Genomic DNA, 16,398 nt, shown 5'->3' with positions numbered 1-16,398 from the left:
TTCCTAAGAGATTGGGAAACCTAACATTGTTGGGCCATTTTCTGTAGAAATGATCAGTTTTTGTATAATCCTTATTTTTACATTCGATGAAAAATAGTGCTCTCTGCATTTTTTCACTTTTTCAGAAAGTACAGAGCACAAATTCTCGTATTAGAATTCTCTCTTGAATTAAAAGTTGGTGACCTTTGGTGATGGATAAGAATCGTTTCGCACGAATCAATGAATATTTTCCTTTTGTGGTTCGTTGGTCACTGATCATCATAACAATCTCTTGTATTGTGGGTAGTATCTCTGCTTTCTTTTTACATGCCTTAGAATATGTCTCCGAGGTAAGAGAAAACCATATTCAACTTTTATACTTTTTACCAATAGCAGGGTTTATCATTGGTTGGTTTTACCACCACTTCGGTTCAAACGTTAATAAAGGAAACAATCTACTATTAGAAGAAATCCATTCGCCAAGTTCCGTGATCCCCATACGGATGACTCCATTTGTGTTAGTTGGGACTCTCATCACTCATTTATTTGGTGGATCGGCGGGTAGGGAAGGGACTGCCGTACAAATGGGTGGTTCCATTGCCCACCAAGTGGTTCGGATCATCCCAATGACTAGGAAAGAACAAGAAAGTTTGGTTATTCTCGGCATGAGTGCTGGATTTTCTGCAGTATTTGGTACACCAGTTGCCGCTGCCATTTTTTCCATAGAAGTGATTTTGGTTGGTTCCTATCGGTGGAAACTTTTATTGCCATCACTCATCACCGCATGGATATCACACGAAGTGTGTTTGGCTTGGAAAGTAACTCATTCCCTCTTTCCAAAAGTTTCCTTTGATTGGAATTTTACATCTTTGGTAAGTATTTTTTTACTGGCGATTGTTTCTGGTTATGTTGCCAAAAGTTTCATTCATCTCCTCCATTTCTTTTCTTCATTTGGAAAAAGATGGATTTCCTACCCTCCCATTCGTCCTATTTTCGGGGGATTCCTCTTAGTTGGATTTTTTGTGTTCGGATTGAGTTTGGATTATTTTGGGCTCGGTGTAAAAACCATACAAAACGCATTTGTAGAATCATTACCGAAGGACTCCTTTGTTTGGAAACTCCTCTTAACTACAATTACGATTGGATTTGGATTCAAAGGTGGAGAAGTAACTCCTCTTTTTTTCATAGGAGCAACACTTGGAAATTTATTTGCTACACTTGATCCAATCCATCTAGCATTATTTACGAGTGTTGGTTTTATCTCTGTTTTTTCAGGAGCAACCAATACTCCTTTAGCCTGTGCCATAATGGGGATGGAATTATTTGGATATGAATGTGGGATCCTCTACTTGGTCGTAACGCAGATTGCTTTCATCATTTCTGGTCACACAAGTATCTATTCCTCACAAATCATAGCCAAACAGAAATTATTTCATTCTCCAAAGGATGTTGGGAAACGAATTTCGGATTTGTAAGTTCACGATAATGTTTTGTCTAGGATCTAATCGACAAAAAACCCCTGTTTGATGGTGGGAATCATTTTTGTTCCGAGATTTATTCGGAAATTCCTTCCCAAAATGGGAATATGAACCTTCCCACACCCACTTTTTTTTAAAAATGTTTTACCTTTTCTGAGAATGTGCCTATTTTGATCTGTTGAGTCTTACAGAGACACATTTGGAAACACATATGAAAAAATTGGTTATTCTCTTCCTCCTCACTTTCACTTTCTCCCAATGTCAGAAATTTTCGTTTGGGCAAAAAGATTCAAAAGATGAAACTGCCGGTGCGGTTGTTACCTTCTTACAAGGCCAAGTGGTCCTCATGAAGGAAGGTAAGGAAACGTATGCAAGCCTAGGTGATGTGGTAAAACCTGGTGATCGGATTTTATCAAAACTTGGGAAAGTTGACTTACAAACCTACCGTGGTGAAATCATTAGAATTAAGGAAAATTCCGATGTATTATTTCGAGATTTAGCAGGTGACAAACAACCGAATACCGACCTCTACATCTTGGCAGGAAATCTCTTAGTCAAATCTGTAAAATTAAAAGCGAATCAAAATTTATCCATCTCATCTCCAACCATGGTGGCGGGGGTAAGAGGAACTGTCTTTTCATTTGAATTGGAGAATGGTTCTGTTCCAAAGGTGAAAGTATATGAAGGGGCAGTTGCTGTTGCTTTTAAAACAGGTCCAAAACTTGTAGAACTCAATGATGGACTTTCCAAAGAAAACTATGACCAATTGGTGAAAACCTTAGAAGAAAATGAAATTGTTTTAGAATCAGGTGAAACCATGGAAGTGAATCCTTCCTTAAATGAAATGGTTTATATCATCAATGCAAAAATGGCAGCATCCTCCATCACAAAAGATGAGTTAGCTGGATTGACCGATTTATACAAAGGGATCTCAAAAGTTGAAAGTCCAGTGACTCCAAAAGAAAAAGCGGAAGCAGAAACCCTTGTTGCCATTGATAACTCACTAGTTCAAAAACAAGTCGAAAACAAAGCAGAAAACCAAGCTGTAACCCAAGAAATTGTAGAAAACATTGAAAAAGAACATGAGAGCAAACGTAACGAAGCGTTGACTAACATTACCACAGAAGCAGAAAAAATGGGCCTTCAAAATGAAGAAGACATTCAAAATCATTACAGTGTTTTAGAAACCATCCATAAATCAAATGGAGAAGTTTTATCAGGTGCAGTAGTGGCTCAGTTAGGTGACATTTTTATTGTGCATTCCACCAAAGGAGTTTTTCAATTAAAAGTGGATGATATTGAATACGTAGAATATAAAAATTTCAAAGTGCTAACAAAAACCAAAAAATAACCCCTCGATCAAAGTCACGATTCCTCTGAATAGAGGGTCGTGCATTATGTATCTTACCTCTTTCACTCAGAAAACACTGTTTATTTAGGCTGTAAATTTCCAAAACAATTACGCGAAACAATTTACAAAAATTTCCAAACACATAAGATCGATCCCTATGAGTATACGCCAGAGGGTTTCTCTTTTCATTGCTGGAATTTTATTTGTGGGATTTACGATCCTGACGTCGTTTCAAATCTACAGAACAATCACTGACCTTCGCTTAGAAATCCAAGAAAATGCAAAAATCACATCCGAAAAATGGTCTTATCAGATCCAAGAACATTTGAATGCGATGATGGGAGTCATTCGTGGTTATCGATTTGCATTATTTTATGCTTCGCCACCTAGAGAAGCAATGGTGAGTAGTCTTCGGGAAATTTTAGAAAGGAATGATAATATTTTTGGAATTTGGCTTTGTTATGAACCGAATGCCTATGAAGGAAGGGATGCGGCTTTTGTTTTGAAACCCGGGCATGATAAAACGGGAAGATTTATTCCTTATCTCCACCACACTCCCGATGGAAAAATCAATTTTGAACCACTTGTCGATTATGATAATCCAAATGGTGCAGGCGATTTTTATCTCCAGGTGAAAAAGACAAATAAGGCCAAAGTTTTTGGTCCCTATGAATACCTTGCTGGAGGTAAAAAAATCCAAATGATTTCTTTGGTTGTTCCCATTTATCCCAAAGGAAAATTTTTAGGTGCAGCAGGAATTGATTTAGATATTGGAACACTGCAGGAAAAAATTGGGGACAACCGGCCATTTCGTGGTCAGGGATACATTTCCTTCATTTCAGATAACGGAACTTATGTGATGTATGGGCAAGACAAAGAGAAACTTGGGAAAAAAATCCAAAATCCAGAACATCTCAAAATTTATTTAGAAAAATTGAAATTAGGAAAAATGTTTACCATCCAACATGATGGATACACAGATTATTTTACTCCATTTCATATTGGAAAAGATCCACAATTTTGGGCATTACAGGTCAGTATTCCTGATTCTATTCTCACCGAACAAGTAACAAAAGTGATCATTAGTTCTGTGACAATCTCTTTACTCATACTTTTTGTTGTTTTGTTTTTCTTAAATTTTGTTTTTAAAAATTTGATTAGTAACCGCTTAAACAAAGCAATTCAATTTTCCTCTCAAATTGCAAGTGGAAATCTATCAACATCTGCGGACGAAATCAATACTGATGAAATAGGTAGTTTGTTAGAATCGATGAATCAGATGAGAAATAGTTTGGTATCAATCATTGGAGATATCAAACAAACAGTGGAAAAATTGGGTAACCAATCAAAACAAATGGCATCAACTTCTCAAAACTTATCGGATATATCTCAAACACAGGCAAGTGCTGCGGAAGAATCTTCAGCTGCAGTAGAAGAATTGTCTGCTTCTGCTGATAATGTTGGTAAATCAATGGAAGAAGCTGTTCTTAAGATGAAAGAAATTGATAAGTCCGTTTTAACACTTCGGGAAGAAGTACAAAACATCAATAAAGAGATGGAATACTTAGCTAAGTTTGCATCGGAATCACGAGAACACGCTGTTGTTGGTGAAACTGCCATGAACGATTCCACAAAGGCGATGGAAGACATTGGTGAAAAAGCGGAACGAATCAGTGAAGTATTGGATATCATAACTGAAATCTCAGAAAAAACCAATTTATTAGCACTCAATGCTGCAATAGAAGCAGCAAGAGCAGGGGATGCAGGACGCGGATTTGCAGTCGTAGCAGAAGAAATTGGAAAACTTGCGTTACAAACTGGTACTTCCGTGAAAGAAATTGGAGATTTAGTTATTTCTACGAATTCAGCTGTAGAAAATGGAAACCAAAAAGTAACAGAAGCCGCTCAAGTATTAAATCTATTGAATAACAGAGTCAAAGAATTTGAAACTTCCGCAAAGCGCGTATTAAATTCAGTTCTCTTGCAGGAAAATAATGCAAAGGACATTGCACAAAATTCAAATTTACTTACTAATCTAAATTTACAAATTGAAGAAGCAGTGTTTGAGCAAAAACGGGCAACTGAAGAAATTTCCAAAACGATCATTAGTATTTCCAATGGCACTCAGGATGTTGCCTCGGGATCTGACCAACTAACAATAGTTTCTGCTGATATTGCCTCACAAGCTTCTTATCTTTCAACACAGGTAGAGAAGTTCAAATTGAAGTAAAAAAAAGCCCACTTTTAGTGGGCTTTTTCAATAAAATCTCTATTTAGATTTAAAAACTATTTCGAGAAAAATCTTTTTTCAACTTCGTCTGGAAGTTTTTGTCCTGTGAGTTTTGCTCTTTGTACTAGTTCCCAGAAATAACGGTAAGTTGCTCGGTCATGAAGATCTCCATCATGTTGGATTGGTCCCCAATCAGCATCTTGTGCTTTGATAAGAATATCACAAGCAGTTTGAGTTTCTGCAAAGTTAGGTGCCATCGCATCTAAAATCGATTGGATTTGTGCTGGATAAATTGACCACATACGTAAGAAACCAAATTCATCATGAGCACGTTTTGCATCTTGGTAAGTTTGGTACGTGTTTTTTAAATCCAAAGTTACGTTGTGCGCAGGGATCACTCCATTCATAAGTGCTGCAGCGACCATAGTTGATTTCGCACGTCTTAACAATTCGTGATCAAACTGACCTGGTGACTTCATACATGAAGCAGGGATTGCACCATGGTGACCAGAAATAAAATCCATAAGTCCAAAATCCAAAACTTGTAACCATGGAAGGCTTGCAATTTCGAATACGTCGTTTAATGCTCCGTGAGTTTCAATCAATACGTGAATTGGAATTTCTCTTTTGATTCCTGCTTTTTTGCAAGCATCTTGGATGTAAGTGATTTGTTCTTTCACTTGGCTTGCTTTTGTTGGTTTTGGAATTGTGATATAAGCGATTACGTTTCCAGCACCTGGAACGATGATATCAATATCACCTCGCCAATGTTCGTTGGTATAGTCATGAATCCGAACACCACTCATTTTGTGTTTGTTAAGTTCAGAGTTTTGAATACGAACAATCATTTCTGCGTGTTCTTTTTCTTTCCCTGTTTGAGCACCGTCTTCACAGTCCATCGTAATGTCGAAAAGTCCGCCAAGTTTGTTTTGTAACTCGAGAGCCTTTGTGATGAGTTTTTCAGATCCAGCGAAGTGTTCACAAGCAGGAATGATAGGGAAAGGTTTTTCTCCTGCAAAGAGAGCTGATTGCGGGTGAGTCAGTGCCATTTAGTATACCTTTTTCGGATTTTTTTACCAAGTTTTGTGAATTTTGCCTGTCGTCCAGGATTTAATGGCAAAATCTGAACTGCACTAAGCTCCTAGAAACCGTTTCAGCAATTTTACATGGATGGTATTTCTCTCATCGTTAAGAAATTTCTGGGCGAACCCTTTGTGCCAAAGGGCCGGGCCAGTCCGGGCTCCGCCTTCGGCTCCGGTCGAAAATCGACTTCCCCTGCCTGTCCCTTTCGCAAATCTGGAAATTGATTTGGATCCAAACGATATTTACACTCCACCAGGCGGACCACCGCCGACCAATCCCAATGTGAAACATCTATTCGAAAAATGGGGAGAAACAAACATCCGCCAGTTAGTTTCCGATTTTTATGATTTAATCCAAACCTCCGAAATTCGTTGGATGTTCAAGGGAAATTGGGATTTGGCAAAAGAGAAACAAGCTGATTTTTTAATTCAGGTGTTAGGTGGTCCAAGTTATTATATAGAAAAATGGGGTCCTGCAAGGATGAGGATGCGTCATTTTGTATTTCCCATCTCAGAAAAAGAAAGGACAACCTGGTTTCAATGTTATGATGAGGCCTTACAAAAATTTGATTTCGATCACGATGACAAAATCGACTTTCTATATTTTCTCGATGGTTTTAGTGGTTGGATGGTGAACCGAAAAGAACCACCATGGGAAAAGTATTCTGAATCTGATACCCAAGAGAGTGGGTAAAATACAATTTCGTACATTTCCTAAAAATTGATATTGAATGTAATTACGAAGTCTCGATCGATTTATATCGCAGATATTGATGCGTATATTGCAAATGGATTAGTTATGATTTTCTAGTAGTTTTAAGATGACTGCTTTTTGAGCATCGAGTCTATTTTCAGCTTGAGTGAAAATAATCGATCGATCACTTTCTACCATCTCTCTCGTGATTTCATAACCTGCGTGGATCGGCATGTCGTGCATCACTTTGGCTTTTGTGTGTCTCATAAGTTCTGCATTCACTTGATACGGCATCATCATTTGGATTCGTTCTTCTTTTTCATTTTGAAACTTTGGATCATTAAAAAATTCCATATCCACCCACGTATCAGTATATACATAATCAGCGTTAGATACTGCTTTTTTTACATCCATTTCCCAAGAAACAGTTCCTTTTGTCTTTGCTCTTTCCATTGCATTTGTAACAATAGATTCTTTGGTTGCGATGGGTGTAACAAGTATTAAATGAATGCCTAGTGCAGCCGTAATCTCTACAAGTGAATTGGCTACATTATTATGAACTCCAATATAACATAAGGTTTTCTTTTTCCAATCATTGGGTGAGTCCATTACAATTGTAAGAATATCTGCTAAGGATTGACATGGATGAAATAAATTACAACAGCCATTGATAACGGGGACAGTCGACCCCGATTTTAGTACTAATAAATCTTCGTGTTTTTTTAAACGTGCCATAATGATGGCAACATTACTCGAAAGATACCTTCCTTCAAAATCAATATCGGAAAGTAAAAAATTGGATGCCATCCAATCTAAGAAAATTGCATGTCCACCAAGTTCCGTCATACCAGCTTCAAAAGATACTCTGGTTCGCGTGGAAGTTTTTTGGAACAACATTGCCAGAGAACGTCCAGACATATGCCCTGAAAAGTACACCCGATTTTTCTTTACATACACTGCAAAGTCGAGAAGTTCTTGGATTTCTCCATCGGACCAATCTTGCCAGGATATCAAATGTTTCACTTGGGACATAGCTTCCTTACAAGTATCGGATTGTATAGTTCCTAAATCGAGAGGAAAGTCTTCCGATTGGAACGAAGAAATCGTTTTTTTATGCTGCCGATTCCGCCATTGATCTTGCGATGATAAAATTGGGTAAAATTAACTCCTCGGCAAATTTGATCCCAAATTGGATCCCATCTTCAGTTTCTTTCATCCAAGCGATTTTTCCTCTGAAGGATATTCTAGACCGTGTTAAATCACTTTCAATGACCCCAGTTACCTGATCTTTTTCTTTTAATCCAATTTCGTGTTGGATCCAACTACTGACTCCAAGCTCAGATATGTTACCTATTTTTGTTACCAGAAACTCTGGTTTTTCATTGATAGAAAATAATTTTAAGACTAGGTCATCCCATTCGATCGATGGTATTCTTTCTGTTCTTCTCGTGTTTAACATAATAAGCCCCCTAACGATTGTACCAACACTATTCTGCAAAAATCGTGCCAATGGGCTTGGTTAGGCATTCAGTGGTATTTTCATCGATAAAGCACAACTATGCCATGCATTTGCCTTCGAATGCCGATTCTATTAGCATCCCCAAAGGAACAAAAGAGGAAAAATGCCTTCATTTTACCAAGTGTTAACAAGGAAAGGTGGAGTTCCTATTTCCCTTTTCAATGCTTGCAGGATAAATCTCACTTGCCCAGATAATTGATTTCTCGGTATATAGCCGATAGAGGAAAGACATGCTTAAACAAATACTTACACCTTTTCTAATGACAGCTGTACTCTTTTCTTTGGTCTTTTGTGGTCCTTCAGAAGAAACAAAAGAAATCCAAGGAAAAGCGAAACAAATCATTGGTGCTTTACCCGAAAAAATGCCTGGATCTGAAAATGATTCTGAAAAACTCATTTCACTCGGTAAAAAACTATATTTTGAGAAAAAACTTTCGATGAATGAATCTCAGTCCTGTAACTCCTGTCACAATATTGAAGGAAAATCCGCAGGTGTAGATAATCTTCCCACTTCACCTGGTGCATACGGCAAAAATGGAGATCGGAATTCACCAACAGTGTTAAATGCTGGATTTCACTTTGTTCAATTTTGGGACGGAAGAGCTGCGGACCTAAAAGCACAAGCCAAAGGTCCTATTTTGAATCCTGTGGAAATGGCAATGCCTTCCGAAAAAGAAGTTCTAAAACGAATCAATGAAGACGCTGAATATCCAAAATTATTTGCGGAAGCTTTCCCTAATGATAAAGATCCAGTTACTTATGATAATCTTGCAGGAGCAATTGCTGCTTTTGAAAGGACATTGGTGACTCCTTCCAGATTTGATGACTTTGTAAAGGGAGATTTTAAAGCAATGAGCAAAGCGGAACAAGAAGGGTTTAAGAGTTTTCTTGCTGCTGGTTGTACATCTTGCCACTCTGGAAATTTACTCGGAGGGAATTCTTACAGAAAAGTCGGTTTAGTAAATGAATACAAAACTGAAGATTTGGGGCGTTTTAATGTTACCAAAAAACCCGAAGATAAATTTGTTTTTAAAGTTCCAAGTTTAAGAAACATCACTCTAACAGGGCCTTATTTCCATGATGGAAAAATCGCTACGATTGAGGAAGCTGTTCAAAAAATGGCTTACCACCAATTAGGAATTAATCTTTCTGAAGAAGAAACAAAAAAGATCGTATTGTTTTTAGGAACATTGGCTGATAAAAATCGAGCCAATTAGTCGATTTTCTGAAGATGGTCCCGGATCCCCGAAAGTAAATCGAGGGATTTTAGGGTCCATTTTTCTAATGCCCGGTAACGAAGTGCCATGGGGATTGGTTTTAAATAGTTTTTAAAATCCTTTGAACCAAGTGTCTTTAGTACAGACACCATTTGGCAAGCAATCACCCGTAAAGTTGGTTCGAATTCAGTATGACCAAATTCCAATTGTAAAGCATCGGTAATCCGCTTCTCATAATTTTCCCATAACTGAAGATACCTTTGTTCCAAAGCAGGTTCATCCATCCAAGAGTGAAATCCAGGTAATGATTCGATGAGCTGATCAGGGTCGATAGAATGTATGAGTGACCAAATAAATTCTTGGAAAGCATCAAAAACAGACTGATTTTCCTTTCGAGACAAAAGGCTAAGGATGAGTTGGTCACAGAATTGAATTTCATCTCGAAACGCTAATTCTTCCTTCGCGCCAAAGTAATTGAAAATTGTTTTTACTGAGACATCGGCTTCATCTGCAATTTCAGGAACAGTGACCTTAGAGAATCCCTTTTTTTGAAACAATTGTTTCGCAACGAAAAGAATCATTTCTTCGGTATTTTGCTTTTTGCGCATTCGAAGTGGTAAGCGGTTCAACATCTTCTTTTCCATAGTTACCTTTCTGTCCGTTTTGGTTCTAAAAAATTTTCATTTCAGATGGAATCAAAAAAATTGTCATTTTTATCTTTTCCAGAATCCATTGGCAGACACAAAATTCCAATTGATGGCATCTCAATTCCAGATTTGGAATGAATGAAAATAAATTAAGACAATATTTATGTCTAAAGTAAATTTACTGTCAATGTAATTTTACATTCCATGTAAAATTACATTGACGATAAAATGAGATGTCATTATACAGCCTCAAATCTCGATAGAAGGCAATTTGATGTTAAAATGGTGGCAGGTACTCTCTGGATATGCAAAAAGCATTGGCCTTAGACATTAGCTTTCCTGAAAATTGAATTTTAATTCCTAAAAATCAGCATCTCCGTTAACGGAGGGGAAATTCTCCAAAACTTGGACTTTTAAAATTTGGTATTCAACACGATACAGAGAAAATAATTAGAATATGTCCCATACTTATCGTGATCAATTATTTTCATGGATGAAAACCCATGTGTATCGTTTTTCCGAAACACCCTTTCGCCTGGCGAGTGGATTGGAATCTCAACATTATTTTAATTGTAAAGAGGTAACTCTACATCCAGAACGATTAGCAATCATCGCAGACTGTTTCATTGATGAAATTATTCCAAAATTAGATGTAGAATTCCAAGCGATTGGCGGCCTTACTCTTGGTGCGGATCCGATAGCATATGCTATTTCCTTGGCTTATGGAAAGAGGGGCAAAACCATTTTTCCACTCGTTGTAAGAAAAGAGTCCAAGGGACATGGAACAGGTCAACAAATCGAAGGGTTTTGGAAAGAAGTAAAATCTTGTTTGGTTGTTGATGATGTGATCACAACTGGTGGTTCCACTTTAAAAGCTGTTAAAGTTTTGAGGGATGCAGGAATTACGGTCACAAATGGAATTTGTATTCTTGATCGTGAGGAAGGTGGACGGGAAAATTTGGAAAAAGAAAATGTTTCGATGGCTTCCATTTTTAAAAAGAGTGAGTTTTTCTAATGAGTGAAAAAAAGACATTTATCTACGATGTAACATATTTTCGAAAAAAACTACTGACCCGCACCTGGACGATCGTAGTATTATTTCTACTATTTGTAGTTTATAATAGTCTACAAATTCCAGCTGAGGGACGAGTTCAATTTTTCACTTTATTTGTGCCATTACTGGCTCTTTTTTTTTGGTTTCTTCGTAGGAATTATTTGAAACAAATAGAAATTCTTTCGAGTGGGAAAGTGGAGTTAGATGGTGGATTACTGAATCAGTTTGATTCAAATGGCAATTGTGCATCAATTCGTATCAAAGATTTGGAAAAAATCACATTAGATAAGTTCCGTGGTTATGATCGTGTTATTTTGGAAACGAAGGAAAAAATTCATCCAATAGTAAATCTTAAAAATCGAGAGGAATTGATTTCGATCTTAGAAAAGACTTCGGGAATTAAGAAAGAAGAAGATTTAACGGAAGATAGTTTGTGGAATCGAAAAACTCCTATTTATTTTATTCCTAGTGTGGTTGTGCTTGTGATGCTCTACATTCCTCTAGTAAAAGTTAAATTTCCAATTCTAAATCCAGAGTTTCTTGGATTATTTTTTAATGTCAATTTGATTATCTACTTATTATATGCTCCAGAAAAGGAAAATCATATCGATAGTAAGTTTTCGTTGAAACGAAGATTGATTTTTATAAGTTTAGTTGTATTTTTCTTTCAAGTATACACTCAACTTGATAAAGTAGGTTGGTTTAAGAGTTAATTCTTGTCCTATTTACGGTCACTGTTTTGATCCAACTCCTTGGCGAATCATGTTTAATTTAGCTTGGGCATAACGCCTTAGTTCTATCATTTCATTGGCATATCGTTTTAATAGATTGTCTTGTTCCATTCTACTTTCCATTAATTGGATTGTATCTCTGACATATTTGATGTCTTTTTCTTCCTTTAGTTTTCCACTTTGAATTAATTTTTTTACAATATCAAATTCATACTTTCTGAAATGAACTCTAAGTAAAAACTCTGTTGAAAAGTTATCTTTTGCTTTTACCCAATTCGAATCAATTTTCTCTTTCGGTGCTTGGTCCTTTAATTGGTCAATTGCCCTTTTCGTTGGGTCATTTTCTCTAAAGTTTGCATTATTTGCTAATTCCTCTGCAACTAATACTTCGTCTTTATAAATTTCTTGAAGTTTGTTTCTTCGCCATTGGTCAGTATATTCGTAACTTTGAGCGGTTAACATCCGTTGGAATTCTTCCAACATCACAGATAAGTTAATCGAACGTCCTAAAGGAGTGTTATTAAATTCTTTTATTTTTGGAAACAGCTCTCGAGTGATCTGAAAAGCAGATTTGCGTTTGTAATTACTCGCTTCATAAAGTTTTTCTAATGATTCTTCTGAATGTTTTTTTAGTTCATTCAGAATGAATGGTTCTGCAAATACGTAAGCATCCTCACCATATACAAACAAATTTGGGTCTGGTGATACAATTGAAACTATAAATATATAGTGGCTATCTCGAAGTGAAGTTAAAAGTTTTCTGATATCTTCTTCGGTGCGAGCAAGTTGAGAGGACCAAACTCGTAAATGAGTATCGGATGTTGGGATTTTTTCTCGAGATTCTAAATTCTCCTTTCGAATCATGTCTGCGAGATCCAAACAAACTTTAATACTTCCGGCCATGTCTTAAAATTAAGTAAGGTATATTTTTGGTAAAGAATTATTCGTAATTCAACTCATTTGAAATCTTCATTCTGTAAACAAAATAAAATGGGATAATCGTTATAATGGTTGTATACAAAAGTATTAAGATCGGTAGAATTGCTACAAAGTGAACTGGGAATGTAAATATCAAATCCCATCCGAAAGCATTTCGGTTAATTCCAAATATGACAATTGGTGAAAGGATTAGACTATTTATTAGTCCAGAAGTCATTCCAGCGACTAATAGAAAACTAGTCTGGTAAAATAATAGTAAAAATATTTGTAAGAAATTCATACCGATAGCCTTTAAACCAGCTAGTATTCGAGATTTTTCTCTTACATAATAAAAAATTGATGTACCTAATGATAATAGAGAAATAAGAATCGCTGTGAGTTTTAGCGAATCAAGTACAGAAAACACCCGATTCATACCTGTTATATATAGTTCTTTCAGTTTTTTTTGATCCAAGTAAATGAGTTCATTTTCGCTAGCAAGCTGTTCTATTGTATTTAAGGCCTCATTTTTATTAGATAAATCTGAGATGGTTAATCGGATAGAGTTTAATTCTTGGATTGGAAATAACGCATTGTATAACGAAAAATCCATAATAATCGTCCCTCTCTCAGAGAAAAAATTTTCTTTTTCGTCTTGTACTTTTAGGAATACCTCCCCTTTATAGGGAGTGCTGATTTTTAATCGATTTCCTTTGCAGATTTTTTCAAGATAACATAAGTTCTTTGAAACAATAATTTCATCTTTGTTTTCATTTTCTCGAAATTTCAAAACATGTAGTGTGAAATAGTTGCCATTTACAATGAATTTGGAATTAATAAAAAATGGTTCTACTTGGCTAAATAAATTTGTTTTTTCTAATTTATCTAATAGGTTAATCGAGACTCCTGGTTCACCCGAATTTAATTTTTTTTCGTTAATTAACGAAAAATCAGATTGGTTCTCTTCATGAATCCATCTCTTCAGGGAACTCTCATAACTTAATGTCAAACTTGATAATGTAAATACTAGGGACGTTGCCAACATGATTGTAGAAATTGTTAAACCATTTTTCCATGATTCCATTTCAATTTCTTTAATTGCTAAAAGGAAACTGGTTGATATATTGAGTTTTTTTGAAAATTTTGAAATTCCATTCACTATCAATGGAATTGATATATAATTAATCAAAATGAAACCAAGTAGAACAAGAGATACTCCAACTAGGCCTGGTAGTATCTGTTTTTGGATTTTAATGTTCCCAATGATAATGCCTAAAAATATGAATAGAAACGATAAAAACCATTTTAATCGTATAGTGGATTTGGGATTTGATGTTGATTCATTCTTGTCTTTAAGTAATTCTATAGGTAAAATGTGGTAGGCCTTCATTGCATTAAATAAGGCACTTATTGTTGAACCGGCTAGGGATAAGAATATCCCATAGAATAAAATTACACTTGGGAATTCTTTATATGATTCTAGTTGTGATGAGTCAGTAAGTGTATTCGATGTTTGAAAAAAATTATATTTTGCTAGTATAATCCCAAGAAATGTCCCTATAATCCCGCCAAACAAACCTAATAGCAATGCGAGAGTCATAAATAGTAGAAAGTTATTTAAACGAGTCCCACCTATTGAAAGTAAGATGCCAAATTCAATTTGGCGGGATAAGAATATCCCGGTATATATATTCGAAACCATAAAAAAAGAAATAAGGACAGAAACTAGAGAAATGATGGTTAAATTTATTTTCAAAGAACCAAGGGCGACTCCAGCCCTTTCTTTGATCTCATTCATTGATTCAAATTTCCAATTTTGATTTCTGAATAATTGGGAGAAGTTTACAATCCAAGATACATTTTCTGCTTGGTTTTGGACTAAGATGTTGATCGTAGTATAAGTGTTTTTAAACCCACATAAAGTTTGTAGTCGTTCGATATCTGTTACAACAAATAACCCATCACTTTCAATTGGTAAAATTTCATCCTTCTTTATCGTTAGGGTTTGATTACATAAATGAATGGAAACATCTGGTTTATTGTTTAATGTTTTTTGCAATAAAGAATTGCTAATAAAATACTTAGGAAAATTTTTTCTATTATTTTGATTCTTAGAGGTGATATTGAACGTAATTAGATCTCTGCCGATGATAGGAAAACTTAGTGATTGATTATCCGCAAGCGTAATAAACCCGTTTATGAATAACTCAGGTTCGATTTGGAATGCTTCTGGTAAATTCGAATCCAAGGAAAATAATGTATTTGTATCAATTTCACCTTGTGTTGCGTTTGGTACATATCTCCCGATCAAATTTTGAGAATTGAAACCTATTGTTTGGTCTACTAAACTTTTTTCAGCTTTCCAACCATTAATCTGAGTGCTGACGAATAATGCGATACCAAGTGTGATACTGACTAAATTAAAAAATACTTTGCTTAGATTATTTTTTAAATAGCCAAAAATGAAATTCAAATATAAATGAATCATTTTTTGATCAAAGATCCATCTAACATATGATAGTTTGAGTTTCCTGATTTTCCTATTTCTTCATTGTGAGTTACTATGAAAACTGTGATGCCTAAATCAGAGACACACTTTTGGAATAATTCTAATACTTGTTCGGAGGATTTTGAATCTAGGTTTCCTGTAGGCTCATCTCCAAAAATGATCTTTGGTTCATGAACAATGGATCTAGCAATCGATACTCTTTGTTTTTCACCTCCTGACATTTCTTTAGGTGTAAAATTCCACCGATGGTTTAAACCTACGATATCCAGAATTTCCTTTGATTTTTTCTCAGCGTATTGTTTACTCTTTCCTGCTAGAAGGAGTGGGATTGAAACATTTTCCACAGCAGTGAGGTAGGGAAATAAATGAAAAAACTGGAAAACTATTCCGATTTTGTCTCTCCTGTATTCCGTTAGCTTACTTTCCGTTGCACCTACCATTTCTTGGCCAAAAATTCGAACACTTCCCTCATCAGCCGTTTCGATGGCTGAAAGGATATTCAAAAGAGTGGATTTTCCACTCCCAGAAGGTCCCATGAGTGTAACGAATTGTTTTGCAGGAATTTGTAGGTTGATGTTCTGTAACACGGGAATCATGAGAGAACCTTGCTTGTAGCTTTTTTTCAGATTTATTACATCAACTGCATAATTCATTTTTGATTAGCCAATTTCATCGTTTAATCTAGATTCATTTCCCTAATATAGGACAGATAAAAACGTCATTTGGATCGGAAACGAAGAGTGGTATTTTGTTTTTTGATCCATTTTTGGGTTTTCAAAGTAGAGGAGTGTCCATTTTGTTATGATTCTAAAATCGTCTTCGGATTTCTCTGTTTTTTTTCCGTCAGTGAAAAAATCAAAAAATTCGTTTGTGAATATGGAACAGATATGACCTTTATAGGCTAAGAGGTAATTTTACTCAATTTTTGGCGTTCCCATGTATTTTTACTCCAAGAGAATTTGGAAAATGGTACTTTCGCTCGTCCCAAA

The 16,398-nt window shown here is 35.8% G+C and carries 14 protein-coding genes; 7 read left to right on the top strand and 7 right to left on the bottom strand.

Features of this window, described 5'->3' with window-relative positions; all coding sequences use genetic code 11:
- Nucleotides 1-191: 191 nt before the first annotated feature.
- The 3 genes from DI076_RS04955 to DI076_RS04945 all read left to right on the top strand — a co-directional run bounded on the left by DI076_RS04955 (nt 192) and on the right by DI076_RS04945 (nt 5,038).
- The gene (locus DI076_RS04955; protein ID WP_108958867.1) at nt 192-1,454 is read left to right on the top strand and encodes a chloride channel protein; all 1,263 of its coding nucleotides are present in this window, start codon (nt 192-194) and stop codon (nt 1,452-1,454) included.
- Nucleotides 1,455-1,668: 214 nt separating this feature from the next.
- Nucleotides 1,669-2,808, top strand: coding sequence for a FecR family protein (locus DI076_RS04950; protein WP_108958866.1), 1,140 nt, complete (start codon nt 1,669-1,671; stop codon nt 2,806-2,808).
- 157 nt (nt 2,809-2,965) lie between these two features.
- The gene (locus DI076_RS04945; RefSeq protein ID WP_108958865.1) at nt 2,966-5,038 is read left to right on the top strand and encodes a methyl-accepting chemotaxis protein; all 2,073 of its coding nucleotides are present in this window, start codon (nt 2,966-2,968) and stop codon (nt 5,036-5,038) included.
- A 56-nt stretch (nt 5,039-5,094) separates the two neighbouring features.
- On the opposite strand, the gene DI076_RS04940 is transcribed toward DI076_RS04945, so the two are convergent.
- Nucleotides 5,095-6,087: an HpcH/HpaI aldolase/citrate lyase family protein gene (locus tag DI076_RS04940; RefSeq protein WP_100727834.1), complete on the bottom strand. Its 993-nt coding sequence runs from the start codon at nt 6,085-6,087 to the stop codon at nt 5,095-5,097.
- Nucleotides 6,088-6,346: 259 nt separating this feature from the next.
- Between DI076_RS04940 and DI076_RS04935 the strand changes: the two genes are divergently transcribed.
- Complete coding sequence (locus DI076_RS04935) at nt 6,347-6,814, top strand: globin domain-containing protein (protein ID WP_108958945.1); 468 nt, start codon at nt 6,347-6,349, stop codon at nt 6,812-6,814.
- A gap of 99 nt (nt 6,815-6,913) precedes the next feature.
- Here the strand turns inward: DI076_RS04935 and DI076_RS04930 are convergent, their stop codons facing one another.
- Nucleotides 6,914-7,846: an ornithine carbamoyltransferase gene (locus tag DI076_RS04930; RefSeq protein ID WP_108958864.1), complete on the bottom strand. Its 933-nt coding sequence runs from the start codon at nt 7,844-7,846 to the stop codon at nt 6,914-6,916.
- A 79-nt stretch (nt 7,847-7,925) separates the two neighbouring features.
- Nucleotides 7,926-8,273, bottom strand: a complete 348-nt coding sequence (locus DI076_RS04925) for an LEPBI_I2431 family sigma-54 regulated protein (RefSeq protein ID WP_108958863.1) — start codon at nt 8,271-8,273, stop codon at nt 7,926-7,928.
- 290 nt (nt 8,274-8,563) lie between these two features.
- Between DI076_RS04925 and DI076_RS04920 the strand changes: the two genes are divergently transcribed.
- Nucleotides 8,564-9,550 (top strand): cytochrome-c peroxidase, encoded by a 987-nt coding sequence (locus DI076_RS04920; RefSeq protein ID WP_108958862.1) that lies wholly within the window; start codon nt 8,564-8,566, stop codon nt 9,548-9,550.
- Here DI076_RS04920 and DI076_RS04915 read toward each other — a convergent pair.
- The gene (locus tag DI076_RS04915; RefSeq protein ID WP_245918279.1) at nt 9,547-10,182 is read right to left on the bottom strand and encodes a TetR/AcrR family transcriptional regulator; all 636 of its coding nucleotides are present in this window, start codon (nt 10,180-10,182) and stop codon (nt 9,547-9,549) included. The two genes, DI076_RS04920 and DI076_RS04915, sit on opposite strands and share 4 nt — an antisense overlap.
- Before the next feature lie 472 nt (nt 10,183-10,654).
- On the opposite strand from DI076_RS04915, the gene pyrE reads away from it, so the two are divergent.
- Together pyrE and DI076_RS04905 are read left to right on the top strand one after the other, a co-directional pair.
- On the top strand, nt 10,655-11,212 hold the full coding sequence (gene pyrE / locus DI076_RS04910) for an orotate phosphoribosyltransferase (protein WP_108958860.1): 558 nt from the start codon (nt 10,655-10,657) through the stop codon (nt 11,210-11,212).
- A gap of 200 nt (nt 11,213-11,412) precedes the next feature.
- Nucleotides 11,413-11,964, top strand: coding sequence for a hypothetical protein (locus tag DI076_RS04905; protein ID WP_245918278.1), 552 nt, complete (start codon nt 11,413-11,415; stop codon nt 11,962-11,964).
- Between the two features lie 18 nt (nt 11,965-11,982).
- On the opposite strand, the gene DI076_RS04900 is transcribed toward DI076_RS04905, so the two are convergent.
- Genes DI076_RS04900 through DI076_RS04890 form a run of 3 tightly spaced genes read right to left on the bottom strand, consistent with a single transcriptional unit; the run spans nt 11,983 to nt 16,005 of the window.
- The gene (locus DI076_RS04900) at nt 11,983-12,885 is read right to left on the bottom strand and encodes a hypothetical protein (protein ID WP_108958858.1); all 903 of its coding nucleotides are present in this window, start codon (nt 12,883-12,885) and stop codon (nt 11,983-11,985) included.
- A gap of 37 nt (nt 12,886-12,922) precedes the next feature.
- Nucleotides 12,923-15,388, bottom strand: a complete 2,466-nt coding sequence (locus DI076_RS04895; RefSeq protein ID WP_108958857.1) for an ABC transporter permease — start codon at nt 15,386-15,388, stop codon at nt 12,923-12,925.
- Nucleotides 15,385-16,005: an ABC transporter ATP-binding protein gene (locus tag DI076_RS04890; RefSeq protein ID WP_439957266.1), complete on the bottom strand. Its 621-nt coding sequence runs from the start codon at nt 16,003-16,005 to the stop codon at nt 15,385-15,387. The genes DI076_RS04895 and DI076_RS04890 overlap by 4 nt, the downstream gene beginning before the upstream one ends.
- Nucleotides 16,006-16,398 lie beyond the last annotated feature (393 nt).

Source organism: Leptospira ellinghausenii (assembly GCF_003114815.1).
GTDB lineage: Bacteria > Spirochaetota > Leptospiria > Leptospirales > Leptospiraceae > Leptospira_A > Leptospira_A ellinghausenii.
Note: the sequence above shows the minus strand (reverse complement) of the source record. Positions and strands in the feature narration are given on the sequence as shown.